At 47.6% G+C, this 25,525-nt stretch carries 26 protein-coding genes; 8 read left to right on the forward strand and 18 right to left on the reverse strand.

Going from position 1 to position 25,525, the window contains the following annotated elements; genetic code table 11:
* Positions 1-104 precede the first annotated feature (104 nt).
* The 8 genes from HUX64_RS14235 to HUX64_RS14265 form a co-directional block, all read right to left on the reverse strand.
* Entirely contained in the window at positions 105-1,721 is a 1,617-nt protein-coding gene (locus HUX64_RS14235; protein WP_174626885.1) for a restriction endonuclease subunit M, read from the reverse strand.
* A gap of 32 nt (positions 1,722-1,753) precedes the next feature.
* Positions 1,754-4,666 carry an SNF2-related protein gene (locus HUX64_RS14240; protein ID WP_174626886.1) on the reverse strand — a complete coding sequence of 971 codons (2,913 nt, stop codon included), beginning with the start codon at positions 4,664-4,666 and terminating at the stop codon, positions 1,754-1,756.
* A 328-nt stretch (positions 4,667-4,994) separates the two neighbouring features.
* Complete coding sequence (locus tag HUX64_RS20155) at positions 4,995-5,315, reverse strand: tyrosine-type recombinase/integrase (RefSeq protein ID WP_281355339.1); 321 nt, start codon at positions 5,313-5,315, stop codon at positions 4,995-4,997.
* On the reverse strand, positions 5,236-5,544 hold the full coding sequence (locus HUX64_RS20495) for a tyrosine-type recombinase/integrase (protein WP_425484268.1): 309 nt from the start codon (positions 5,542-5,544) through the stop codon (positions 5,236-5,238). The genes HUX64_RS20155 and HUX64_RS20495 overlap by 80 nt, the downstream gene beginning before the upstream one ends.
* Positions 5,541-5,831: a type II toxin-antitoxin system RelE/ParE family toxin gene (locus HUX64_RS14250; protein WP_174626887.1), complete on the reverse strand. Its 291-nt coding sequence runs from the start codon at positions 5,829-5,831 to the stop codon at positions 5,541-5,543. Before HUX64_RS14250 ends, HUX64_RS20495 begins: the two co-directional genes overlap by 4 nt.
* Entirely contained in the window at positions 5,828-6,082 is a 255-nt protein-coding gene (locus HUX64_RS14255; RefSeq protein ID WP_174626888.1) for a CopG family ribbon-helix-helix protein, read from the reverse strand. The genes HUX64_RS14250 and HUX64_RS14255 overlap by 4 nt, the downstream gene beginning before the upstream one ends.
* A 205-nt stretch (positions 6,083-6,287) precedes the next feature.
* Positions 6,288-8,978 (reverse strand): LPD7 domain-containing protein, encoded by a 2,691-nt coding sequence (locus tag HUX64_RS14260; RefSeq protein WP_174626889.1) that lies wholly within the window; start codon positions 8,976-8,978, stop codon positions 6,288-6,290.
* Positions 8,968-9,312 (reverse strand): plasmid mobilization protein, encoded by a 345-nt coding sequence (locus tag HUX64_RS14265; protein ID WP_174626890.1) that lies wholly within the window; start codon positions 9,310-9,312, stop codon positions 8,968-8,970. The genes HUX64_RS14260 and HUX64_RS14265 overlap by 11 nt, the downstream gene beginning before the upstream one ends.
* 415 nt (positions 9,313-9,727) lie before the next feature.
* On the opposite strand from HUX64_RS14265, the gene HUX64_RS14270 reads away from it, so the two are divergent.
* Complete coding sequence (locus tag HUX64_RS14270) at positions 9,728-10,069, forward strand: TraK family protein (RefSeq protein ID WP_174626891.1); 342 nt, start codon at positions 9,728-9,730, stop codon at positions 10,067-10,069.
* A gap of 547 nt (positions 10,070-10,616) precedes the next feature.
* On the forward strand, positions 10,617-11,078 hold the full coding sequence (locus HUX64_RS14275) for a DNA-binding protein (protein WP_174626892.1): 462 nt from the start codon (positions 10,617-10,619) through the stop codon (positions 11,076-11,078).
* A 321-nt stretch (positions 11,079-11,399) separates the two neighbouring features.
* Here the strand turns inward: HUX64_RS14275 and HUX64_RS14280 are convergent, their stop codons facing one another.
* The 6 genes from HUX64_RS14280 to HUX64_RS14305 form a co-directional block, all read right to left on the reverse strand.
* On the reverse strand, positions 11,400-11,477 hold the full coding sequence (locus HUX64_RS14280; protein WP_246247040.1) for a toxin-antitoxin system HicB family antitoxin: 78 nt from the start codon (positions 11,475-11,477) through the stop codon (positions 11,400-11,402).
* Between the two features lie 495 nt (positions 11,478-11,972).
* Complete coding sequence (locus HUX64_RS14285; protein ID WP_174626893.1) at positions 11,973-13,055, reverse strand: hypothetical protein; 1,083 nt, start codon at positions 13,053-13,055, stop codon at positions 11,973-11,975.
* The gene (locus HUX64_RS14290) at positions 13,052-13,405 is read right to left on the reverse strand and encodes a hypothetical protein (RefSeq protein WP_174626894.1); all 354 of its coding nucleotides are present in this window, start codon (positions 13,403-13,405) and stop codon (positions 13,052-13,054) included. Before HUX64_RS14290 ends, HUX64_RS14285 begins: the two co-directional genes overlap by 4 nt.
* Positions 13,398-14,114 (reverse strand): ParA family protein, encoded by a 717-nt coding sequence (locus HUX64_RS14295; protein WP_174626895.1) that lies wholly within the window; start codon positions 14,112-14,114, stop codon positions 13,398-13,400. Before HUX64_RS14295 ends, HUX64_RS14290 begins: the two co-directional genes overlap by 8 nt.
* A 311-nt stretch (positions 14,115-14,425) precedes the next feature.
* The gene (locus HUX64_RS14300; RefSeq protein ID WP_174626896.1) at positions 14,426-14,752 is read right to left on the reverse strand and encodes a hypothetical protein; all 327 of its coding nucleotides are present in this window, start codon (positions 14,750-14,752) and stop codon (positions 14,426-14,428) included.
* Positions 14,739-15,017, reverse strand: a complete 279-nt coding sequence (locus tag HUX64_RS14305) for a hypothetical protein (protein WP_174626897.1) — start codon at positions 15,015-15,017, stop codon at positions 14,739-14,741. Before HUX64_RS14305 ends, HUX64_RS14300 begins: the two co-directional genes overlap by 14 nt.
* Positions 15,018-15,222: 205 nt before the next feature.
* Between HUX64_RS14305 and HUX64_RS14310 the strand changes: the two genes are divergently transcribed.
* The 4 genes from HUX64_RS14310 (at position 15,223) to HUX64_RS14325 (ending at position 17,297) form a co-directional block, all read left to right on the forward strand.
* Positions 15,223-15,819, forward strand: coding sequence for a recombinase family protein (locus tag HUX64_RS14310; RefSeq protein ID WP_174626898.1), 597 nt, complete (start codon positions 15,223-15,225; stop codon positions 15,817-15,819).
* Between the two features lie 12 nt (positions 15,820-15,831).
* A complete protein-coding gene (locus HUX64_RS14315) occupies positions 15,832-16,065 on the forward strand; it encodes a WGR domain-containing protein (RefSeq protein ID WP_174626899.1) in 234 nt (77 codons plus the stop codon).
* Positions 16,066-16,444: 379 nt separating this feature from the next.
* Positions 16,445-16,798: a hypothetical protein gene (locus HUX64_RS14320; protein WP_217426548.1), complete on the forward strand. Its 354-nt coding sequence runs from the start codon at positions 16,445-16,447 to the stop codon at positions 16,796-16,798.
* A 154-nt stretch (positions 16,799-16,952) separates the two neighbouring features.
* The gene (locus tag HUX64_RS14325) at positions 16,953-17,297 is read left to right on the forward strand and encodes a hypothetical protein (RefSeq protein ID WP_174626900.1); all 345 of its coding nucleotides are present in this window, start codon (positions 16,953-16,955) and stop codon (positions 17,295-17,297) included.
* Between the two features lie 125 nt (positions 17,298-17,422).
* On the opposite strand, the gene HUX64_RS14330 is transcribed toward HUX64_RS14325, so the two are convergent.
* Entirely contained in the window at positions 17,423-18,373 is a 951-nt protein-coding gene (locus HUX64_RS14330) for an IS110 family RNA-guided transposase (RefSeq protein WP_174626901.1), read from the reverse strand.
* Between the two features lie 633 nt (positions 18,374-19,006).
* Between HUX64_RS14330 and HUX64_RS14335 the strand changes: the two genes are divergently transcribed.
* A complete protein-coding gene (locus HUX64_RS14335; RefSeq protein ID WP_174626902.1) occupies positions 19,007-19,276 on the forward strand; it encodes a CopG family ribbon-helix-helix protein in 270 nt (89 codons plus the stop codon).
* Complete coding sequence (locus HUX64_RS20500; RefSeq protein WP_425484269.1) at positions 19,261-19,557, forward strand: type II toxin-antitoxin system RelE/ParE family toxin; 297 nt, start codon at positions 19,261-19,263, stop codon at positions 19,555-19,557. The genes HUX64_RS14335 and HUX64_RS20500 overlap by 16 nt, the downstream gene beginning before the upstream one ends.
* Here HUX64_RS20500 and HUX64_RS14345 read toward each other — a convergent pair.
* From HUX64_RS14345 to HUX64_RS14355, 3 genes are read right to left on the reverse strand one after another with little or no spacing between them, the layout of a single operon-like run.
* Complete coding sequence (locus tag HUX64_RS14345) at positions 19,550-22,873, reverse strand: DEAD/DEAH box helicase family protein (RefSeq protein WP_174626904.1); 3,324 nt, start codon at positions 22,871-22,873, stop codon at positions 19,550-19,552. The two genes, HUX64_RS20500 and HUX64_RS14345, sit on opposite strands and share 8 nt — an antisense overlap.
* On the reverse strand, positions 22,870-23,892 hold the full coding sequence (locus HUX64_RS14350; RefSeq protein WP_174626905.1) for a PDDEXK nuclease domain-containing protein: 1,023 nt from the start codon (positions 23,890-23,892) through the stop codon (positions 22,870-22,872). Before HUX64_RS14350 ends, HUX64_RS14345 begins: the two co-directional genes overlap by 4 nt.
* On the reverse strand, positions 23,893-25,389 hold the full coding sequence (locus tag HUX64_RS14355; protein ID WP_246247039.1) for a DNA methyltransferase: 1,497 nt from the start codon (positions 25,387-25,389) through the stop codon (positions 23,893-23,895).
* Between the last annotated feature and the right edge of the window lie 136 nt (positions 25,390-25,525).

Raw genomic sequence — 25,525 nt, forward strand, 5'->3', positions numbered from 1 at the left:
TTTTCGTCTTTTCATCGGTTCCCTGATGACATTATCTCGGGTTGTCAATAACGTTTACTATAACCATTTGGCTTGATCGAGTGAAACAAGATTTTTATTACGGGTTATTTGCGGTTTGTTGTACTAGTCATGACATTTTTGGATATTGCTAGTCGGCTATCCATTAATGACAACCAGCTTGAGTGCTTGTATTCGTTTTTGTACAGAATTTCCGATGACTTAGCATTATAAGGCGGATCGATATATACACACTTCACCTGCTCCCGATACCGCACTTTCAACAAATTCAATGCCTGAAAATTATCCCCATGTATCAATAGCCCATCGAGGCTGTCATCCAGATTGTCCACCGTTGCCAGCAGGGCTTGTTTAAATGCAGCATCAAACAGGGCGGTATCCGCCATCAGATAAGGATGTTCTTTCAGGTAATCGACGCTGCCCGCTTCGGCTTGGTTAATTAAATCAACTTTGCCATTCAACATACCGAGATTTCCCCACTGTTCCCATTGCTTTTGATTCGCGGCAATGACATCCAGCAGATTGGGAGCATCCTTGATGATTCGATCCAGCGTGATGCAGTAGTGTGTGGCAACGACGAATTTCTTTTTCAGCCAGAGCTTAAGCTGAAAATCTTCCAGTTGCGCAAGGAAGGTAATCAAATCCAGCGCAATGGCGCGCAAAGTTTGAATGAGGCGCAGGTTTTTTTCGATGTCGGCAAACTTTTCGGCATTCTGCACGTCGTCGAGATGCATGACTTCATTCTTGATATAGAAGTCCAGTTCGCCGCGCAGGAAGCGGCCTAAATCCTTGTGAATGAAGTAATCCGCCGTGTTCTTGCTGGTATAGTTGGTAAGGCATTTTTCCAGCAGGGTGCGCTGCGGATTTTTTTCGGTTGGTTCGCGGCTGCTTAAATCCAGCCAGCGAGCTTTGACGATTGCGTTGTCCAGCACGGTTTTAACGGCTTTTGCCACCCAGTCTTCCTGTTTGCTGCCTTTGGGCATGGCTTTGTATTCAAAGCGCAGAACGAGCTCGCCGTTTTCCTCCGCTACGGGCAATAAAGCTTCTTCGACTTCGTCGCCGTCGTCATCGGTAAGAATGCGAGTTTGCGGCTCGATCAGGACAAAACGCCGCTCTTTGTCATTGTCTTTGCGGTTATCTTTGGCGGTATCTGCCGTGACCAAACGAAAGCGCACGCTGCGCCCGTCATCCAGCTTGAAGGCATAATTGGAAAAATTTTCGCCGCTCTTGGTGTAATACTGGTCTTTGTTTGCCCAATGCAGCACCACTTCTTCACCGGCATAGGGAATCGCGTAGGTGTTGCCCTTGTAGCGGCGCTGACTGATAAAGTCGCCTTTATCGTAGTAGCGCGAGAAGAAGGTAAGCAGATGCGTGAATACTGCGTTTTCTTGTTCGGATGTACCGACGCCATAGGCAGCGATTTTTTGCCTCAGCTCAATTATCTTGGGGACGGTATCAGGATCAATGCCGTCGCTGCGGTATTGCGCTTTTTTTTCTTTCAGTTCCTTTTGCAGACCCTCTACATTCGCCGCACCGGAAGCCGCCAAGCTTCCTCCCACCTTGGCTTTCAGGCGATTATCCAGATAGTCGTTAATCTCACCTTGGCGAGCATTCAGGATGCGGTAGATACCGAAATCCAGTTCAGGTTTATCAATCTGAAATATTTCTTTTAACTTTTTTACGAGGTCATCGTATTTGCTCATGGGGGGTATCCTATCTCCTTAGGAAAATTGCATTAAACGACTGACCATTCAATGGTAAATAGCCGTGCGGATTCGGTTTTTTGGGTGAGGCGGCGTTCCAATGCATCTATCAGGGCATCTCGCTTTTCGATAATGCTGTCTTCGACCTGAAATATTTCTTGCCGTTGGCGGCGTTGCTGTTTCTCCAGTTTTTGTATTTTTTGCTGGATATCATGCTGTTCATCGAGATTAGTGGCGAGCCTGGCTTGTCGCTGAAGAATTTTAATTTGCTCTTTGGTGTCTTTCAGGGCTTTTTCGGCAGCCAGCACCCTGTCATCCGCCCACTTTTCAAGCTTTTCACGAGCCTCATTGAAGTGTCGATTGTTCGCTTCCAAAGATTGGCTGATGGTCGCTTTCGTGTGTTGCTGTGCCTCAGCAGCGAGTCTTTGGGTAATTGAACCAGGGATGTTGGCCGATCCTGAATTTTCTGCGGCGCAGTTAAATAGCTTTTCACAGGTTTCTTGCTCCAGTGGCAAGCCTTGGTCGTCAATAGCAGAGAAAAGCAGGTGTTCTTCACGTTCGTAGCTTTCAATCGCCAGCAAGGTCATGGCAAGATAACCGTGTTTGCCGCGCAATGCTTCTATCTGATGCAGTCGTGTGGGGTGTTGACTCACATCAAAAACGATATGAGCAGGCGGCGTATCTAGTGTTTTAGCATGATCGATAACAAACTCGCCTAACGGGTGAGAAAGACGATAAAGGAATGTGCCGTATTCTGCGTGCATTTCTCCGGCTGTTTCTGATGTGTGTGGCTGGTTTGCGTTAGGCGTGGTCTTGGAAATAAGATGATAACGACCTGCCGCAATAGCCTGTGTAGGCGGCTTGACAAGATCAAAGGTCAATGCGGCATCGTTGAATTGCGCCCGTTCATTGAGTATGAAGTGTGTAATCGACCAGAAGCGTTTGCTGAAGCGGTCAAGCTGGGCTTTGGCATCGCTCAACTGTATGCGCAGTCGCTCATGGACATCTTCGTCAAAGTTTTCGAGGAGTAGTTTGCGGGTGTCATTCATCCGTGCCTGGATGCGTTCATCCATTTCCGCTTGCAGCGCTTTGAAAGCGTCATCGATTTCAGCCGGTGTGCGGCATTCCTGATAAATCGAGAGAATACGCTTTTCAAAATCAACGCCGGATTCAATGCTGCCCAGCACATCATCGGATGCGCCAAAAACACCATTGAACAAGTTGAATTTTTCGGTCAGCAGCTCCAGAACGCGGCGATCAGCTTCGTTGCGTTCGTTAAGAAAATTGATCACAACGACGTCATGCTGTTGCCCGTAACGATGGCAGCGGCCAATCCGTTGCTCCACTCGTTGGGGATTCCAAGGCAGATCATAGTTAATGACCAATGAACAAAATTGGATATTAACCCCTTCAGCAGCCGCTTCAGTAGCAATCATGATGCTAGATTGGTCGCGGAAATTTTCAATCAGTGCAGCGCGAATATCAATGTCTCTGGAACCGGCGATACGGCCTGTGCCTTGGTTAGCGGTAAGCCAGTTTTCATAGATAATAGTAGCTTCAGGGCTGTTGTTGGCGCCGCTGAATTGAACGACTTGACCGGCATAGCCATTGGCTTCCAGATAATCTTTCAAGTAAATCTGAGTGCGCCGTGATTCGGTAAAGATAAGCGCCTTACGTTGCGCCCCTGTTGTCGCCATTTGCTGAAAACCAATTTCCAAGGCACTCAGCAAGCTGCGCGTTTTAGTGTCGGTGCCGATGCTGCGTGCCCATTGAACCAATTGCGCCAGCCAGTCAATTTCTTCTTTTAACTGCTTGCGGTCGATAGTGGGCTGAGGTGTATTGCCATTCTCTTCGGGCGGGTCGATGTTCAGTATTTCATCAAGCAATTCATCTTCGATGTCTTCGTCGGCGATTAAGAATTCGGCGAACTCAGGATCATCTTTGATTTTTTCATCACGCAAGGCTTCCAGCCTAAGCTTCATAGTTTCAAGCGTTCCGGCAATCGCCAGTGAAGAAGAGGCAAGCAGTTTGCGCAGAATGAGTTCGGTGAGATGCCGTTGGCGTTTGGGGATGGCGTAACTGTCGGGGCGTTGCAAAAATGCAGTCACCGCCTCATAAAGTTGGTGTTCGTCATCAGTTGGGCGAAATGGACGGGTGATGGCTTTTCGTTCAGTGTATCGAATGTATTCCGTGACCTGATTGCGCAACGTGCGCCGACAAAAACCTGATAAACGCTGCCGCAAGCCATCCAAATCACCGCCTGCCGAGACATATTGGCTGCGGAAGGCGTTTACATCACCAAAAAGATGTTCGTCGATCAGTGTAGAAAGTCCATACAATTCCAATAATGAATTTTGCAACGGTGTTGCTGTCAGCAGCAATTTGCGGCAATCTTCAAGCGCCCAGCGTAAACCTTGTCCAATCTTGTTGCTTTCCCGGTAGGCGTTGCGGAGTTTGTGCGCTTCGTCGATGACAACCAAATCCCAGGCAATGGCTTTCAGTTCATCACGAATCCGATTGGCATAGTTATACGACAAGATGATGATAGCTTTTTGGTTAAGAGGCGATCGATCCTTTTTGATTGTACCCCGCCAAGTTTTGGCATCCAAAACGACCGCAGGGAGATTAAATTTCTCCTCCATCTCCAGTGCCCATTGCTTGCGTAAGGATGCGGGACAGATAACCAACAGTCGCCGCCTGCGTTCTGACCAGTACTGGCACAGGACAATTCCAGCCTCAATCGTTTTACCCAAGCCCACTTCATCAGCGAGCAGGACACCTTTGGATAAGGGAGATTTTAATGCGAATAAAGCCGCTTCAATCTGGTGAGGATTCAGATCAACACTGGCATCAAATAAAGATTGAGATAGCCGCCCAATACCAGTGGGGGCATGCCGTCGTGTAAGCTCGTACGCGAAGTATTTTGCATGAAATAATGTGATCATTTGCAGGAATTAACCGTCTCAGAAGATTTCATCTCAAAATCTACTTTTCCTGCATTAACATAGTGTTAATCATTACCGCAATGATTACCACTATGTGTTGCACACACATAGTGGTAATTTGTAGGATTCTGTCTGAAAAATGTCAATATTTCCATTTATTATAGATGGGTTATGAAGTTTAGGTCGAACAACTCACAGACCCATTTTATCTACGTAGACACCCCATACCGAAAACCCCTATGAATTCGCTTCTCCAGAACCCAGCAAAAACAGGGGCTTCTGACGGGGCGGTTTTGCCATACCCTAAACTCTTGTTTTCAATTCGGCTTTACTTCCATAACCTCTCAAATCGCGCCGGATTGGATGCGGTATAGCGGACGGTGTGCTGAATGTTCCGGTGTCCTAGATAGTCTTGAATAAGCCGCGTGTCAGCGCCTTGGTCGGCCAATGCATAACCGCAAGCGTGGCGGAGCATATGCGGATGAGCTGACAATGGCAGATCGGCCAGCTCGCCATAATGCTTGATAAACAGCCATGCGGTTTTACGGCTCAACGGGCTGCGCCGCTCACTAATGAAGAATGCATCCGTTTCCGGTTTCATCTTCTTGCGCTCGGCAAGCCATGCCTTGATCACGCGCAATTCGTCCATCCGCAGGGGGATGGGTGGTAGATAGGCCTTTTTTCAACCGGGCGACATGCAAAACGCGGCTCTCGGTGTCCACTTGGGACAAGGTCAGCGCACACGCCTCTGATACGCGCAAACCGTGCCGGAACATCAGCAACAGGAAACACCTGTTCCTTGCCTCGTTCCGGCTGCCTTTGGTCGCCGTAATCAGTTTTTCGATTTCTCTGGCCGTGAGGTGTTTGCGGTCGGTCATCTGTCAAAAGCATCTGGCCATGATCTGGAAGCGTGGTACACACGAAGAATCTGAAGCCGTTCGTTAACGACGCGGTAAGGAATTATATAAGGCGTTCCAGACACCACCATTTCCCGCGTTCCTGCAACACGTCCTGACCTGCCCAAATAAGGCGATGTCAAAAGCAGCGACACACAAGCAACAATGCGCTCATGGAGCGCGCGGGCGGCTTTCGGATTATCGGGCGCAAGCCAAAGATAAATCTCCTTGAGATCGTTCAGGGCTTGCGGAGACCATACGATATTCAAGCGCGTTTATCGTGTGCGGAGAGCAACCCCTCCATTGCGGCCATGACTTGCTCATGGGGGATGCCTTCGCCTCTATCGAGAGAGCCGATAGCCGCCTTGATCCCTTCAATTTGCCATGCCTGCGTTTCGACATATTGCCGCAAAGCTTCTTCAATCACCCAGTTGCGGGAACGATCCATCGACGAGGCAAGCGCGGCGACCTTTCCGGCCAAATCGGGATCGGTACGAATGGTAATGGTTGTAGTCGACATATGGCACCTATAATGTTTGCATTGCATTTATATGCAATCATAACACGGCTTATCTGCGAGCCAAAGAAAATAGTTTATCGTTTTGTCTAATGTTTGGGTATTATCGGAGGTCTGGAAGCCGCTAAAATCAACGATAGCACTTCCAAACACTAGACAAAATAATTCCAACTGTCTAATCAAATGGCTTCGCACTTACTCACTGGCATCATCGCCCTCTCGACCGGGCATTATCCTTACCCAGCACCGGTAGCACTGTTTTCATTGCTCCCCGACTGTAACTAATCCGGATTTGTTCGCCTTGTGCCGGCACAGTGCTAAACAGGTTCAGGTCATGACGGATAATGTCCTTGCCATGCGTCTGGTAGACATAACGGTTATCAATTCCGATAACCTGGCCGGTGTAACGCCCCCGGTCGGTATTCGGCGCAAGACTGCTGAGTATGCTGAGCGGCCTGAGTATCGGTGTTACGGGTTTTGCGGGTGATTTTGGCTGCTCGACCGTGTTTGTCCTTGCTTGCCGCACTTCGGCTTTTCGTGCCGCCATCAGCTGATTCAGGTGCTGATCGGTAAATTCAACCCACAGCCCTTTTTCGGCGGCGACCCGCGCCACATTGACCTTAAAGGCGCCGCTGCCGCGCACCGTCAGTTTCTGTCCAAACTTGGCCTGGGCCAGTCGTAACCCTGTTTCGATAGTCTCGTCCTGGGTTTGCAGCACTTTCACAAACCGGCCTTCATCGCGCACCACGTCGGTATCGCCGCGTCGGTAGGTAACAGCGCCGTCACGGTGGACTTGGTAAGATAGTTGATAGGCTTTCAGTAAGGGTTCTGCATCTGGAATGGTTTGGTTTTGCGGTTTAGCTTCGGTTCCGGAATGGATCTCCTGGTGCCCGGTTCCGTTCTTAACCTTGGCTTGCATCCGCCGTAATTCGGCCAGTGCAGTTTCATTGCCAGTTTGCGCCTGGCCAGCCAGCCAGTTCCGGTAGCCGTTACGGTATTCATCGCTTTGGATGGTAGCCAGTCGTTCACGTTCGCTTTGGGCTTGTTCGCGTAAAGCGGTTTCGGCCTGGATGCGTTCCATTTTGGCGATACTGGTGGCGGCCTTGCGTTCGGCGGGGCTTAGGTTGCGATTGGCCCGTATCCCTGCCAGTTTGCGTTGCTGGGCGGTTTTGATCGTCTGGCGACGGGTTTTCTGGTTTTCTTTGCGCTGTTGCGCTTGCGCCTGGCGTTCGGCTTTGCGGATCGCAGCGCCGGCTTGCCGTTCTGCCTGGTAAGCTTTCCATAGATCGGCGTGGGCTGGTTGCCGTGGCGTGGTCTCTACAGCCCATCCGATCTGCTCTTGGTAGACTTCCCGCAAAATCAGGCCAGCCGTCCGGTAATCCAGATTCAGTTCTTTGGTCAGAAAATCGGAGACGTTGAGTTTCCGGGTTCCGGCCTGGATTCTGTCGCCGCCGTCCTGGCCTTGGCTGATCGGGTATTGGTCCGGATTAACGCCATGGGAGTGCGAGAGCCTGGCCAACAAGCGGTTGGCATCCAGATTCTGTTTGATGACGGCAAATTCACGATGGCCTGCGGCCCGTTCATTGTCGGTCTTATGGTCGTGCAGCAGCTGACCGGTTACGCTGGTTTTTGGGCCTCGATCAAGCTGACTAGCAGGTTTAAGGTCTGTTGTTTCGACAACGGTTCGACCAGCGCCGCGATGTCGTCGATCAAGGACGTTTCGGCGGGCTGGTTCAAGGTCTCCAGCAATTGTTTTAAGAGCGCCTGTGTGTCGGCTTGCTGTTTCGAGATGATTAGCAGCTGCTCGGAGATGGTCTCTAATAATGTCTGTTCGGTGGTATCCATTGATGGGCTCCGGAAGGTGTTTTTGATAAAAGCGCTGTTCGCGGTCGATCAGCAACTGGGCTTTATCTTCGACCGTGGCTTGTTGGTAGGCGTCATATTCGCTGCGCTTGCCGAGATAAACGTATTTGATTTCCTTGGCCCGTTGGGTGTGCCATTCGTGTAAGGTCTGGTCGTAGGGCGTTGGGTTATCCCGGGGCGGGGCGGTGATTTCATAGCGGGAATCGGTCGCTAATTGCTGCATTTTCTGCAAATGCGGCAGCTCGATGAACGTGCGGCTGAAGGCGGCGTCGCGTAGATTGATGCCTTTGCCGTCTCCGCCGGTGTTGGGTTTTACCCAGAGGTATTCGTTATCTTTTCCGGCATTGCGGATTTTGACTTCGCCCTGTTCGGCCAGCAAGGTTTTGAAGTCGTCGTAGCTATCGATCTGCCGTTCCAGCAGCTTGGTCAGCAGTGCGCTTTTAAAAACCTTGCTGCCGCCTTTGAAGGCATCGCCCTTATAACGGCTGAGCATTTCCGAGTCGTCGGTGAATAAGGCCCGGCGGTTGTCCTTGGGGCTGGCCAGGCCGTAGCGATTGTTTAAGGTTTCCTGGATGGCTTCCAGGTATTTCACTTGCCGTTCGACCAGGCCGAACGGGTTAAGGCTTTCGCCTGACAGCAGGTTGTATTTAGGGATGACGATATGGATGTGAGGTTTGCGTTCCACCCGTTCGCCGGTTTTGGCGTGGGTATAGCTTTTGATGCGCGGCAAGTGGGCTTCGGCGTAGAAACTGTATTCGTCATCCTGAAAAGCCGTGAAGGCAAATGCCTTGAAGTCCTGGGTGATGGCTTGCAAGCTATCCCGGCTGATTTCGTCTTCCTTGAAGGCCAGAGTGATATGCAGGTATTTGTCGCCGTTATGATTCATTTTGTTGATGAGGGCGTCGGTTAATATTAGATCGCCGTCTAATATAACCCTTTCGTCCAGTTCGTCTCGGCTGTAGTCGCGGCCTTGTTTTTGGCCGTCTTCCAAATAGTCTTTGATGCCGGACTCGCCGCCGGAGATTCTAATTAACATGGTCCAGGAAGGCTTGCAGTAATTGGTTTTGTTTATCTAACGATTCCAGGACGGAGATATAGAGTTTGTCGGTTATTTTTCCGGCTTGCTGGGCGGTGTTGGCGGCTTTGGCGAGTTGGTTGATGTTGTTGCTGGTTTTATTTAAAAAAAATAGCGCTTGTTTGGTGTGGTCGGTGGTTATTTTTCGGGCGACGACTTGGGTTCTATTATTCAAAATAATATCGCGGAAGAATTCGGAACGGGTGAGGTTGGCGGCGCTGACCTTGGCTTCAAAAGCATCATAGGTGGTTTCGTCGATCCGGAAATTGAGGCGTTTCGATAGCGGTTGGGTCATGGTGTTTTCCTCCGCGATAGCGGCCCGGTGTTGGGTTCAAGGGCGCAGCCCTTGGCACGGTCGCAGGTCAAAGCCGATAGGCGTATGACATGCGCAACGTGCCTAAAGTGTACTATATATCTAATGTAGCACGGCTTTTCGCTGGCTGCAACGGAGAGTAAGGACACAAAAAAGAAAGGGGGCTTTAGCGATGTTGAGGGGCGGTATCAGGTTTAAATCAACAACTATCTTGTTTAAAAGTTGTTTGAAAGTACCAAATAGCGTGTTTTATAGGATTGATCGGTAAAATTCATAAAAACACGCATGAAACAAGTTTTAAACAAGATTTATGCTATAAGTTCACCCAAAAAACCGCTATAAACAGCTTATAAAACAGGTTTCTCTGATTAAAACACGAAAAAAACAACTTTCAAACATGACTAAAAAACTATCTGAACGCATTGCCGAACGGGCAACAGCAAAGGCGCAGGGCAGGAACGCTAAAAATAAGGCTCAATTTTTAAGTGTTCGAAATGAAGTCGAAGAGGCGTTAGGGGAGAACTGGACCGTAAAAGACATATGGGAAACGCTTCATGAAGAAGGGGCTATTTCTTTCAGTTATGAAGCCTTCCGAAAACATGTCAATGCCTGGAAAAACCACCATCCGGAACCCCCAAAAAACCATCAGCCGGAAGCAGCGGCCCCCCAGATAAGCAAATCAACTGAATTACCCGGCTTTCCGTGGAATCCCGTAGCTAATCCAGATGAGTTATTTTAATGGCTCTTGAAGCGCTTAAGTTTAGATCGCTTTACCTCACTGGATGGCCTGACAGTGATCCGGAAACAATTTCCTGATGAGCGTCCTAATCGGCCTGGCCGTTTTATTTAACTATTTTTGACCCGGTTTAACGGCCACTGATGCCCATAAAACTGTCTGCTTCGGGCAGGGTATCCGGTTTGCCTTGCTGACCTGGAAGCGATTGGGTGTTAACGCCAGAAACCAGCAAGGTAGCAAGTCTTTCGCCAGTTCCGCTCGGGCCCCCTATGCCCAATACGGCGGTTTATCGCCTGGAATCCTTTGCGCCTGCCGGTGGCGAGTGCAAGCCGATGAAGCCACCCTAAACATGATTTCAGCGGCACTGCCGGCAACACTTTTTTAGCTCATCGCCTACCCCTGCTTTAAGCCGTCTATTGCTTTTGTTTTTCAATCAAAATAACGCTATTTCAAGCCCGTAGCGGCGATTTATCCAGGCTAGTCAAAACCCCTGGCTAAAGCAATAAAACCGCACAAACAGCCCTTTTCGAGACTTTCACCCATAAAGGTCATGCAAACCACCACGATACCAACCGGCCACCCTGCCGAATTTGCGCCGGAAGCCATCATCCAGGCCGGTCAAGAGCTGCGTGACGCTGGCCGCAATATCACCGGCTTTGCTTTACGTCAGAAGGTGGGTGGTGGTAATCCCAGCCGGCTTAAACAGGTTTGGGACGAATATCTGGCCAGCCACTCTGTGACTAAAGCGGAATCGGTGGCGGAGTTGCCTATCGAGGTGGCCATAGTCACTAAAACACGGACAGAACGCCTGTCGATGTTGCCTGTTGAATTGAACGACAAGGCGGTCAAAGCGGCAGAGCGCCGGGTCGCCGAAGTGGTCAGAGCCGCCGGGGATCAACGGGAACAGGCCGAGCGTGAATTAGCCGATGCCCAGGCCGTAGAACTGCCACAGGCGCTTAGCAGCCATCAGCCGGCGAAAACCAGCAGCGCAAAGAAAACAACAGCTAACTAAAAATCTGTTAGTCTTTAAACCCCGGCGGTTATGTGCCACTGATCGAGTAAGGACTTTAGCAAAACTACCCTGCCCTATTCCTTCCTGGCGTAAAACCAAAAGCTTTGCGGGATTGAAGGAAATTATTTTGCAGGTACTGTTGTATGAACAGGAATTAATGGCTTATTAATAAATATTCATAGCTAAATCAACCGTTTATATGGTACAATTGCCAAGGATGGCAATTACGGGAAAGTGTTTAATTTTTAGTTTCCGTGAATTGGCTTGCCATTCATCTTTTTTCCAAATTTTACCCGGCTAACTTGGCGCTGGCTAAGCGATTTAGGCTAATATGCGATGCACTTCTGGCGGGATACGCTCTTTAAATTCACCGCTGTAGTGCTTTTCGGATAGCTTTATTGTTCGTTGTTTGAAGTGTAGGCTGAAGTGCTTACTTTGATTTAGGTAAGGCGGGAATGCTTGATGATCCGCGGCAAACTACCGATTTTTAGTTTCGAGTTTTCCACAAGCGTAGAAGCAAGAATAAGTTTTAAAAGACTAGATAAAGAAAAGAATAAGGATTTTAGGCAAGCCAAAAATGCAAAATTTATCAATCTTTTATGTTGCTTTTAGTCGCTTTAAGTGGGGGCTGAAGTGCCTACTTTGCTTTAAGTGGGGGCTGAAGTGCCTACTTTTTTGACTAAGTGGGGGCTGAAGTGCCTACTTTTTTGACTAAGTGGGGGCTGAAGTGCCTACATCCGAGGGCTGAAGTGCCTACCTTCTCAATGTAAACCCGCCTTATTTCTTGTCGTAATTGAGTGTCCTTTTCAAAGCGGGAGCTGAAGTGCCTACTTTGTGGGGGCTGAAGTGCCTACTTAGTAGAGCGAAGTGGGGGCTGAAGTGCCTACTTTGCCTCTACTTATCCACAACTACGCCTGATTTTTGTGCCTCAATTTGCTGCATGCTCGTGCGTTTGTTTGCAGCTTTTTGCTCGGTGACAAATTCAGGGTGTGCCGTGATTGTGTATTTTACATCGGTAATCATGCGCCCCTCTTTGCGTTCATCGGTTTTATAGGAAAGAATGACTTTTTTTTCCTTCAATTCCTCAAGGGCTGATAAGACTTTTTTTCTATTATCACGTTCTGTTTTTTGCCGCAAAAGCCCGCTAGCCTGTTGGATGTCTGAGTACATGAAGTGGTAATCATTCATATAGTTCGCATGAATGTAACGATTGACTAAGCGCTTATACAAGAAACGGGTGAGTTGTTCTTTGCACTCCATAAACCGTAAATAATTGAACTGGCGGTATTGCAGCGTGTTGACGGCGTGGGAAATGAACACGGGAAGCCGTGTGATGTGTAGTGCGTCTGTATCCTCCAAATATTTTTCACGATCAACGCTGCAATAATCTTGCAAGATTGCGCCCGTGTAGATTTCTTTGCCGTCCTCGTACACGGTCAAGATACATTTGCTCATCACTTCCAAGCTGCGCTTGATTTGGTCGTATCGAAGGCCATTACCCATCCGGTAAAGTTCGCGGCGGATCATGCCATAGCTGAATCTGACCCAGCTTTCGATATTTTTTGGATCGTGTATGCCGTGGTTTTGCTCGGTGAATATCTTTTTTAAGACTTCTTCGATGCTTTCTTCGGTTCTGGTCGGAAAGAAGGCTTTGTATTTCCCGTTTTCCTCTTTGATTAAAGCGGGCTGAATATCAACTTTATAGGTTAACTCACGCCCCTCTTTGTCTTTTAGTTTGTATTCATGTTCATAGGGCTTTGCTAGTCCTTCCGCCGTCCTTAATTTGTCCTGCTCCTGCGTCGAAATAAAATATTTTGGGATGCGCTCCCAATATTCAACGGTGTTTGAAACTTCGCTTACATCATTGGCTAGGAACTGCGAAAACAAATCCATCTGAACACTTTTGACCACTTTTGAGGGTGGTTTTTTCGATGGCTTTGGCTTCGCTACGACATTTTTCCCTCCTTTGTCTGTCATTTTGTGAGTTCCCTAAACCGTATCAACTGTTCCTTTGTGCCTTCTTTTTCAATTAAGGCTAACATGGCCCTTTCAAATGTTTCATTGTCGAAGATTTCAAGACGCTCTCCTATCTCTTGAAAGAGCGGCTTTATGCCTTCCCTGACCTTGATATTAAGCTGCGACGTGTATTTGGTGCGGCTGCGTTTTTTGCGCGGCAGACGGCTTACAAATCCCGTTTTTTTCGCAATCTCTTCAAGCTGTGCCTTGCCTATATGTTTGGGCTTGGGTGGTTTTTTCGTTAGCTCTTCAATGTCGATGCCGTCGCTTGTGTCGCTAAACAAGTTCAGCGCTTCGCGTTCTTTAGCCATTCGCTGCCCTCTTCTTCTGATCTATGTGGTTTTTTAATTTGCGTTTGATTTCTTCGGCAAAAATTTTGGCATTATTGGAGGCTTTCTTGATGCTTTCTTGCTCTCTCTTGTTGCTGCCTTCTAAGCTGTTGACTGTCCCTCCATAAGAAAAAACAGATTTGAATGCTTCACGGTCAATCAATGAGCACTCGAAGAGGTCAATCCCTGCCCCGTCAAATTCGGCGGCAAGGTGTTTGCCTGTTTTTGTGATGATTGCCGCGCTCAACCGCGTGAACAATACGGCAAAGGGAATTGTGCGTCCTGCGACACGAGCGCTGTATTGAATTGTTTTAATTGTCTTGACGGCTTCTTTCGCGTCATTCTGCGACGGCTGGCATGGAATCACAACCAAATCCGCACGGCTGACTGCGCCGATAACCGCGCTGCTTGCCACACCCTCAAGATCGACCAAAACAAAACCGGCGTTGCTCTCGGCTTCGTCGATCGCATCTAAAATGCTTTCCTCCGTGGCATTCTCAAACAATTTTATATTTTCAGGGCATCCTTCCTTGTTTGCCCATGCTGCGCTGTGCTGGTTCGGATCGGCATCTATCAAAGCAATGTTTATTCCTTTCGCTGCGCCCTGTCTGGCAAGTTCTGAAGCCAATATAACGGCGGCGGTTGTTTTCCCCGCCCCTCCTTTTGAGGATGCAAAAACGATTGTTGGCATGTGTGTCGCACTCCGATGATTTTGTTTAAGGCGCTATCCAAAAAGATAGCCGTAAAAGAATGATAGCAAAAAAGATAGCAATATAAAACGAGTATCTTAAAAGATACTTTAATAAATATTTAAAAGATACTTTAAAAGATAGCTACTGTTAAAAGTTATCAAAAAAATATCTAGAAAGATATTCAAAAGGATATCAGCATGGTTCTGTCGCAATGTTTGTCAGTTTGCGCAATAATTAGCCAATTTTAGTAATTGATAATAGACGTCAAGCTGACAAGTACCCGAATAATAAACTGCGATGGGCAAATCCATCACTTCTTGCCGTAGGTACTATCGTGGTCTGAGGCAATGGTTAGAAGACGGATAAATTCACCCTCACGATAGGCCGTTGCTCGTCGTGCTTGGGTAATACGCAACGAATAGACAGCATCAATTCCGGGTGGTGGCTTGAAACTGATAATTTTTTCCCACTTCAGGCCGCTGTCGCGATAGACCTGGTTCCACGTCATCTGCCGGAGCTTGTTGAGTGTTTCTATGGCGGCGTGCCGCTCTGCCTTTTGCAGTGTCAGAAGATTCTCCTGAAAGACAGGGTTGTTAAGGTCAAGCCTGACCCGTCCATTCGGGTCAATCTTGGCCATTCAGCTTTTCCAGCAGGGTATCAATAGGGGTATCGGTGGGTGCATGGGTCCTAGCCCAGGACAAGGCATTTTCCAGATCAGTCGCCGCTTTTGGCAGGTGCAGCCAGCGTTCGTTGTCTGGAATGACGGTAGCTGTGCGTATCAGCCAAACCCCGGGCTCCTGCTCTTCCACCAGCACTTGCCGTCCGGCGTACTGCTTGCCCAGGGAGATTTGCCCGTTTGCGCCAATGACCTTGACGCTAGGTGGGTGAGCGATGGTTGTCATGATAACCTCCAAAGTAGTAATACACTAAGGCACTATAGCACTAATACAATACAATTGACGACTGAAATATTGAGGCCGCGCTCTAACCTCCACGTACGAAACCGACCGGTTTCGGACAGGGTTTAAACCCTATGTACTAAAGTAGGCTTATTTAATTTCGTACCTGTGCTATGATTCGTACAACCCTTTAGGACGGAATGAGAGCATGTCACGCGTTTTTGCTTACTGTCGAGTATCGACGACCGATCAAACCACTCAGAATCAGAGCAGGGAAATCCAGGCGGCAGGCTTTGCTATTGCAGCGCAGCGCCTGATCGAGGAATGCATCAGCGGCTCAGTGGCGGCAAAGGAGCGTCCTGGTTTTACCCAATTAATCGATAGGATGGAAGCGGGCGATATTCTGGTGGTGACCAAACTGGACCGGCTGGGGCGTAATGCGATGGATGTACGATCCACCGTCGAGCAGCTGGCAGGTTTAGGCGTACGCGTCCATTGTCTGGCTTTGGGGGGCGTTGATCTGACCAGCCCGGCTGGCAAGATGACCATGCAGGTGATCGCCGCGGTCGCCGAGTTCGAACGTGACCTGTTGATTGAGCGCACGCAGTCAGGGATTAATCGGGCTAAGGCGGCCGGCAAACCCTTCGGCAGACCGCCGGCGCTTAATAGCGAGAAACGTGCAGCCGTCCTGGAAAAACTGGCGGCTGGCATTAATGTGACTGAGTTAGCGCGTGAATTCAAGACGACCCGGCAAACCATTATGCGCATCAGGGAAGCGGCTTTGGTATCGCCACAAAGCCGCTAGTTGAAACAAGCCATGCAACACATTTATTTAGTACGGCACGACTCAGACAAAAACCTGCACCGGTTTTACCAACTGCATGTCACGCCCGGCATTTTTGAAGATTGGGCCTTGGTCAGGGAATGGGGACGGGTGGGCTCACCCGGTACGGTGCGCAAAGACTGGTTTGAGACCGAGGAAAAAGCCCTGATCGCCAGGCAAAGGCTCGTCGAGGCCAAACAGAAAAAGGGGTATCAATCTAAGGGGTAATTTTAGTAGCTTGAAACAAGGACCGCCTATATATAAGGTATAAATGTAACGGCTCGCGTTTGAGGACAGTCGGGCTTGCAATCCGCGAACCTCTGAAATAACAACGATAATCAAATACTGACCCTTTACTGCCCACCAATAAAATTATTTGGATGGCAGTAGGTAGACGAAAAGCAGACATTTAAAAACGATTGAGAATATATCACGGTGGTCTGATCGTGGAAGTTATCTAGACCTGATTATCATAGCGAAAATATACGTTATCCCGTTTAGAAGTACAAGGATTTCAGGTGGTGATTGACGTAAGCAATTACTCTACTATATTAAGATATGCAAACCTAGATAATAACGTGTTAGGCAATTAAAAAGAGAGAAAGTCATGAAAAAAATAACACTTGCTGCAACTCTAGCCGTAATGTTCATCAGCGCGGCACACGCTGAGGATTATCTGCATGGTGAGTCTGGCACAACATATCAAGGCATCGGAAATACAACCTATGGGTCAGACGGGGCAACCTATCAAAGTATTGGTAACACAACCTATGGATCTGATGGCGGCACCTCGCAACGAATAGGCAGTAGCACATATGACTCCCACGGTTCGACATCTCAACAAATAGGGAACACTCTCTACAACTCTGATGGGAGTACCGTCCAAAGAATTGGCAATACAACTTACGGTTCTGATGGAACTACGTGCCAAAAAATAGGCGATTCAACATACTGCAACTAAATTGCCTAACATGGCGAGCTAAGGGACGTGTCGCATCATGGCAGTTTTAAGGTTTTGTAATTTATCAAGTTTTGAGGCTTCGTTCACCGTCCGTGAGCGGCACGCCCCTTAGCTCTACGTTATACATAAATTCATGATCTATCGAGGAGTTCAAATGGCCAGTAATGAAATCGATTGGGATAAGCATTTTTCAAAGCTTACCTGGAACGAGGTGTATGAAAATTCGCCGTTCTTTCACGGCCAGCATCTCCCTACACTGTTTAGCCCCGACGGTACTCGAATCTATATCTCTTCGCTGGATTTTGAATACGCGACAGATAACGTACCCCTACTCAAACTGGCGTTGGACCATATAAAATCATCATTTGATATGGCAAAGCGTTCAAACCGATATTACAAGATGGCGATGGCCAAAAGTGATTTTTCAGCAGTGCAAGGCCTGCTTTCTCAACTTGGTGCAGACGAGACGAGCCACCGGTTAGTGGAAGATTCTGTATAACCAGTAGATCCACTGGAAAAAATACTCGCTGCACTCCCATTTTTCCGGTGAGCTATGCGTTGAGCGGCTGCTTTCTGGCTTTCACCTGCCATTTGCAAGAGACTGTGATTAAAAGTCAATAGAAATCATATTGGGTTTGCTACCCAATAAGTATTTTTTTTGACCATCGTATTCAAGATAGTAATGAGTTTTCTCATACAGGCAACCATTGCAACTTTAGGCGTTTTTCCACCCAATTTAAGCCGCTCATAATAGCTTTTGATAACGGAATTACACTGTATTGCTGACATAATCGCCATAAATAAAACTGTTCGTACCTGCTGGCGTCCGCCTCTAATTTGACGCTTTCCCTTATAAGCGCCACTTTCCTTATTCATGGGTGCAACACCCACTAAAGCGGCTATTTGCTTACTGGATAATTGACCTATTTCGGGTAATTCGGCCAGTAGTGTATACGCCAGCACTTTACCAACGCCCGGCGTACTTTGAAGCAATGCGCTGAGCTGATGCCACTCTGGGGTATTTTCGATCAATTCATCCAGTTGAGCATCTATTCGCTCTACTTGTTTTTCAATGGCTTTCAGCAATTGATGAATATCCTTATGGAAGGATTTTGGCATAATCGCCAAGCGATTCTTTTCCATAGTCGCCATTTCCTTTAATTGCCTTCTGCGGCTTAATAAGTCACTCATTAAGCTTAACTGTTCAGGTTTTACTGCACTCAAGCGTGGTTTAAGGGCTTCGCCATAAAAGGCAATAATTTCAGCATCAATCCTATCAGTTTTAGCCAGTTTTCCAGTCGCTGCCGCGAATCGTCTCACCAACAAAGGATTTGCGATCATAATCGGGAGTTCAGCCTTCTGGCAAGCCTCGACAAACAAGGTCTCAAAACCGCCGGTTGATTCAATAATTACTCTTGAAGGCGCGTGTAGTTTAATTTTTTTAACGGCTTCTTTAATGCCTTGCGGATTGTTCTCAACTTTGAAAAAAATAGCTAAAGGACGAATGTAAATATCGAGCTGTTTTTTGCCTGTATCAACACCCACATTAATTTCAAAATTAGATAATGTATTCATGATAAGTTATTCCCCCTCTTGCAAATACGGGTTCGATGACCCTAAAGACTGTTCGAGTTAATGACTTGGAGTTAAGAAGCGCCCTCTCTTGTTATCGGTCTCTTAAAAAGGAGCCGGTTATTATTCGAGCTACTTCCTAAAGTCCCTTTAGCCGTTACTAAAGGTGGGTCTCACTTTACCCGTTTTTGGGGAATAATCATCATACAAGTTATTATTTACATTTGGATATTCTACATACTTTCTCAATCTGAGCAGTTAAAGCTAATTTTTCAAATCCACTTCTCGAAACTGGATAACACGCCCAATAGGCATAAAAACAGTTTCGGAATAACATCAAAAGATAGCTTAGCATCAATTTTGAATGGCTGGTTTTGGCCACCCCAGACGCTCAATTGATAAATTACTGGTAATGTCGAGTGGCCGTTTTCGATAATAGGGTGGTTTTCTCCACATTTTCAGAGAGGGAGAAAGGCGGGTTCGCCTAAACCGACTACACTTAATAGACGTGATATTTCGGTAACATCGTAAAGCCCTAAAAGCATAATTCTGCAACATACTCCACCAAAATAGTTGAATGGGCCGTATGAAGAGAATAGGATAAGGTATTACCTTTTAATACCCGTGAGGTTAGCCATGACCAGCAAAGCTGTCAAACTCGATGACGCCATATATGCCCGCTTGAAGGTCTTGGCAGAAACCCGCCAGCGTACCCCGCACTGGCTGATGAAAGAGGCTATCCGGCAATTTCTGGAGCGGGAAGAGGCGGCGGAACAGCTACGCCTTGATACGCTGCAACGCTTGGCACAGTTGGCAGCGGATGGCAAAGTCATCAGCCATGACCTGGTAGATGCGTGGTTGTCCACATGGGGAACAGAGACTGAGGGGCAATGCCCCGTCGTCTAAACTGGCTCCCAACAGCCTTCACAGACTTAGTGCGACTGCGCGAGTTCATCCAGATTCACAATCCGGCGGCTGCCGGACGAGCGGCCCATCGCATCCGCGAGGCGGCGGGGCAATTGCTCGACTATCCCCACCTCGGCAAGGGCGTTGATGGGATGCCACCTTCGGCTAAAAAGAGCCGCAAACCTGACGTGAGTTTACACGGAGAGCGAGAGCCAATAAGCAGCCAATTCACCAGAAATTCTGGAGATAACAGCACCCATTTTGTGCAGTGGTTTATATGATACGTTCAAACATTTTCTTCAAATAAACTTGCCCGCCTTCAGGCATAAACAACACATTACGCTCTTCTAGGTCTGTCTGTTCACAGGAGACATTCAGTAAGCTTGTAAATTGTGTCGCCGACACAATAAAGGCATTCAATGTCAGCTTCGGATCGGCTAGCTTTTCCTGGATCACCTTTATTTCCTTATAAAGACCCAGTTTAGGGTCATTCAGACTCATCTGGCGTAACCCTTTCGGGTCAACGAAATTCAGCCATTGTTCGCCGGTTTTATCATCCATTAACCACAGTAAGAAATCAGGATAGAAATTGCCAGCCAAGGCAAACCCCAGTCCTTTGGCTTTGGTGTCGGCGTTGCGCAACAGGTAAAGGCTACGATTGCCGATGATTTTCTGCCCAATTGGTGATTTATAAAACACTTCAAGGTCGCGCACGAACTGCACTTCGCTAGGCGCATCGAATGCAAGAGGGCGCATTTTCAACGGCACATCGCCTTCGATGGCGAACAAGGGATAATACAAATGGCAATCAAAACAAATAGCGACCATTTGACCGGCATTCCACTGGCTGGCTTCACCGATCTTGCCAGCCGTCACCAGCACCTGAAGGGCTTTGATTTTCTTCTCGTAGGCTTCGCCGTCTTCATTGCTGTCAATCTCAAAGTGATAAACCTTGAGCAAGGTATCATCGTCTTCTTTCACGTTCACGATGTCGTAAAACTGACCTTCATAAGCCATTTTCAGCGCCTTATAAAAACGGTCGGTATAGTCTTGCAGCAAACGGATCAGAATGTCTTCCTGTTTGCGGATGTCGGCAATGGTGCGAATAGCTAGCTCGGCTTGCGGAATATAAAGCGTGTACCAGTCATCGCGCTTCATACAGAAATCAATCAACCGTGAACGCTCCAGCCGCAAGTTGCTCCAACTGCGCAGTTGCTTGAACTCCTGCAACGCCAGGTAAATCCGATCGAAATCAAACAGCGCCATTGTCTTGCTTGCAATCTTGCCCTTATTGCGAATATTGGCAGGTGGTGTAACACTGGTTTTATCCTGCGTACTCATGGCTTCTATTTTTGGATATAAATCCAAATCGATATGCGCCTTTTTAATTTTACCTTCAAATTCGGCAGGCGCCTCGTATAGCCATGGAAAGTGCATGCGCTTGAATCCTTTGATTTGGTTGTCCTTGTAGCCGTCTTTAAGCGCCAGCGTCTTGAGATTGCTCTCCAGCATATTGGGGCGGGTTTCAAAATTCAGCTCGATAATTTCATCTGATGGCGTGATGCCTTCTTCTTTTAGATACTCCTTAAAGGTGGCCATGTATCCTGCATTGACACCGAAGATATTCAGCGTTTCCAGACGCTCTAAATGCACCCCTTTTGGCCGCTGGGAAGGAATACTGCGTTTGAGAGAATAGTCTTTACCCTTCAAGCGCACGCCGCGCCCGAATAACTGAATAATTTGCGACCCCTCGCCCTTGCCCATATTGAGCAAGCCCATAGTGGACACCCGCCAACTGCTCCAGCCTTCAGTAAATTTGCGAGAGCCGATCAGCACATGCAACTGGCTATCTTTGCTGTTAAGCGTCCCAAATAGCGAGCCGCCAAAATCATCGGCTTCAGTATCAAACAACTCAAGATTTTCTTTTTTCTCAGCCTCTTTGAAAAACCCGGCATCATCACCAATGTTGATCAGCCCGAACGGTTCTGCATCACCCACGCGCAACGCTAACTCGCCTTTACTGCTCTTCAGATTGACTACTTTCAACCGTTGCCGTGCCCCGGCATTGAATAGCTTCTTCAGAATATCGGCATAAACCTCATCGGCGCTCAACTGCATCAAAGGCGTAAAGCGGTCATGAAAAATATTGCGGCCTTTAGCATCCAGCAAACGCGCGGTATTGGACAGCAAATCTTTTAGCCACTGCTTGGTTTTTCCCTCGTCGTTCAAAAAGCCTGCCAAAAATTTCAGCACATTCAGAATATCGGAATCTTCACCAGCAACGGTATTGCCGACAAATACCCACAACGGCTTTTCAATATTAAAATCGGTCAGCTTGTCACGGTTTGTGTTCCACAAGTATTGCTGCTGATAAAAACTCAGCAGGCAGGCGGTAAAATACTGGCGTTTAATGTCCTCTTTCTCGTAATCATCATCCTTCAGGTTAAGGATCAATGATTCCTTGCCGTAGCCGTCTTCATAAAAAAACTTGTAGGAATAGTCGAACAGAATGCTTTTGGCGTAAATTTCCCGCGTCGCTATTGTGCGTGCGCGACGCTTGTCGTCACTGGTCAGCGTCAACTGCTGTTTTTGCGTCTCATCGAGCTTTCTCAGGTTGGTCGTTTCAAAGAGCAACCGGGCTTTCTTCTTACGAATGTCCTCTTCGGCCTTGACAATTGTCAGGCCTTTGGCAACCGCTTGCCCAAAAGTGGCCGAATACTCAAAAGCAAAGCCGCCTCGTACTAAAATTTCACGGCGGCTCATCCATGCACCGCCTGCCGTTCCTGTACCGCAATGTCCTTCATCCACTAATACCAGGTTGTTGCCCTCAAAGGCTTCGACAGCGACTGTTTTGTCACCCATCTGATCGCCCAGCTTGTTGATGTCAATGACTTCAATCGAACGCTTGAAAACGTCACCACGGTTTTTGGCGAATAAGTGACAAAAGTCAAATCCGGAGAGCTTTAATTCCTCTAAATGCTGTCGAGACAAGCCCTCGTTTGGCGTGAGCAAAATGATCTTATCGGGGTAAGCGTCTTTCTTACCATTTTGAAAGTAATGCAGATACTGGCGAATGTTGACATGCAACAACAACGTTTTGCCGCTCCCTGTAGCGTTCCAGAATGCCAGCTTGTTCAGTTCATCCGCATCAAAAGGCTGAAAACGATGTTCAGCGTCTTGTTCGGCATTGTAAACCTTCAATCCATTATTCAAACCATCCAGCAATTGCTGCCGTTGATTGAAGTACCAGTCCAGATAAATCTCGGTGAACAACAGCGAGAGATACTGGAAGTACTTCATATTAAGCACGGCGCCTTCGATTTTGTTACGCTGCTCGGTGATAGCGTTCCAATGCTGCACAATGTTCAAATCATAACGGCGCAAATCCTGTTGGCTAATTAGATCAACATCGAACAAAGTATGATGCAGTTCATGAAAAAAGCCGGTTTGGCCGTCTTCGTCTATGCCCTCGTGACGATCTTCGCTCAAGCGTTCTTTCAGCGCGTGCAAAGTGCCGCCACTAAAAAAGCTCATCATCCACTGGTTGAGCACTAACTCCTGATGGAAACTGCGTTTCTTCGATGAGGCTTTACTCATAGCTTCCTCGCCAATTGCTGTTCAATTTCGGCTACCGTTGGCAACTGTGCTTGTACTTCCAGAGATATTTCCTTGGTAATAAATGAACTAACACCTATCGGCTTATTAACATCGCGTAAGGCATACTCCACATCGAGACGGTCTTTGTCTTTGCACAATATCAGCCCAATACTGGGCTGATCGCCCTCAGCGCTTAGCAGATCATCAACCGCCGACAAATAAAAATTCATTTTGCCCACATATTCAGGTTTAAATTCACCGGTTTTCAGCTCGATCACTACATAGCATTTTAAGCGTGTGTGGTAGAACAGCAAATCCAGAAAATAACTGCGGCTATTAACTTCCAGCGGATACTGACGCCCCAAAAAAGCAAAGCCTTTGCCAAGCTCCAGTAAGAATCGGGTGATATTGGCAACCAACTGATTTTCAACATCCCGCTCTACAGCCTTCTGACTCAAGGTCAGAAAATCAAACACATAAGGGTCCTTTAGGGTTTGTTGGGCCAGTTCAGACTGCGGTGCGGGTAACACTAACTGGAAGTTGCTAGGAGCAAGGCCTTGCCGCAGGTGCAATCCTTGCTCAATTTGTAGTTCCAAAATTGGACGACTCCAGCCATTTTCAATACAGGCAGACGTGTAAAACAGGGCAATATCGACATCCTTAATCTTGCCCAGAATTGTGCGAATATGACCCCAAGGCAATTGTCCCACGGGCTGTGGGACAATTTCAAAGCGAGGCGAAAAGAACAGGTAAAACTGGCGCATGGCAAACAAACTGCTACGTGAAAAGCCTTGAATACCCGGATGTTCGTTCTGCAAATCCGCCGCCATTTGTTCTACCACCGCACCACCCCAGCCTTGCGCTTGCTGCAAGGACACAATGGTTTGACCAATATGCCAGTACAGCACCAGCAATTCACGATTAACCGCCAATACTGCACGGATTTGTGTGGCTTGAATCCGTTGTTTAATCTCATCCAGAGCCAGCCTGTAATCGGCATGAAGATTAATCTTGCTCACTTACACGCCCTCCACTGCAAACATGCGGCTTAAAAACTCCGGTTCGATCTGGCGGATTTTCAGCTTCTTCTCAATGCCACCTTCCGTCTCAAGGCTGGTAAATACAGCAGGGATGTTGTGGTCGCCGTTGATATAGACGACTGCGAATTCACTATCCGCCGGATTGATAGCCAGCCTGTCGCATAGCCGGTTCAGGGTTTCGTAATCCACTTGACTGACATCACGCCACAACACCAGCGTTTTTTCACCGGTAGGTAACCAGCCAGTTACCGTGACAAAGCCTTTATCCCGTTGCGTGTCGATATGTTTTACGCGCAAGCCGATCAGATAGTTGAAGGTTTCTACCAGGTCTATGGCGCGCTCTTCATAAGCCCCCGCCGAATCCACGGTCACTTTCAGCTTGCAGTCAAACGGCTGGTTGAACTGCTCCACTGACAACAAAGAACCACGGCTTTCGATGTCCAGCAGATAGCGCAGCAGGTAATCTTCCTGGGCATCAGTTGGCAAGTCGTCGAGTAAGCTTTGTTGGGCTATAGTGCGGCGCAATTGCAGATTGTTTAGCGTGTCTTCGTAGCTTTCGATTTTGAGAACTTTGAAGGCATGGGAAATGCCGGTATGCGGAGCGGTCGCCTTGCCTTCTTTCCAGTCGGCGGAATAGATAACTTTTTGGATACGGGGCTTTAATACTGTATCAAAATACTCGCCCTGCTCCACAAGGACGTATTTGCGCTGACCATTATCCTCCCGATTCAGTTTGATGACAGCATGACCGGTGGTGCCAGAACCGGCGAAGTAATCCAAAACAGCAGATTTCGTACTGCCATTTAATGCCGCATGTACACAGTCACGTACAGTATATAAGGATTTTGGATACGAGGCTGGTGCTGCTGGTATAATATGATTGAGAAGTTGAGTGCCATGGTTATTCGCGGAATATCTGGTGTCCACCCAATTTGATTTGTAGTTAAACGTTTTCTTAAGACGTTTAATATCCCATACGTCTCTTTTTTCGAGCCTATGAGCGCGCAGTTCATGCTTGATAGACTCAACAGTGTTTCTTGCAAAACGCCATTTTCTTTCTATTCCCTTTGGATCTACAGGGTAGATAGCAATCAAGTTATTGTCGAGTTTCACATTCATATGTGTTGGATGGTAATCATCATTACAAACATCGCCAAATCCAACCAGCTCTCCGTCCTTTATCAGAATAGGGTAGAAACAATTTTTTCCAGCACTTCTAAGAGATTCCTCTCCCGTTACATCACGAAAATTTCTTTCATCCCAATCAGCTTCGTTTTCTCGATTTTGTTCAGCGATATATCTACCCGGTGCGAGATGAAGAAAATAGGCGTATTCGTGGGTAAATGAAAAATTATCTCCCTGTTGTCCGGATGGGTTATGGTTTATGGTTATGCAATCCTTTGACATGTATGGAAAGTTAGCAGTTAAAAGCTGACCAAGGCATTCTTGCTCTACCTCATCAATCGCAACTACCAATACACTATCACTAGTACATCAATCCATAAATTCCCCGTAATGTTGGGTTAAATAGTCATAACCTTACCTTGGTATGTCCATTTAAAGGGCTTGCTCATGGTTTTATTGAAATAAGCAATAAACGCCAAAATTTTAT

The organism is Candidatus Methylobacter favarea (assembly GCF_902806695.1).
Taxonomy (GTDB): domain Bacteria; phylum Pseudomonadota; class Gammaproteobacteria; order Methylococcales; family Methylomonadaceae; genus Methylobacter_B; species Methylobacter_B favarea.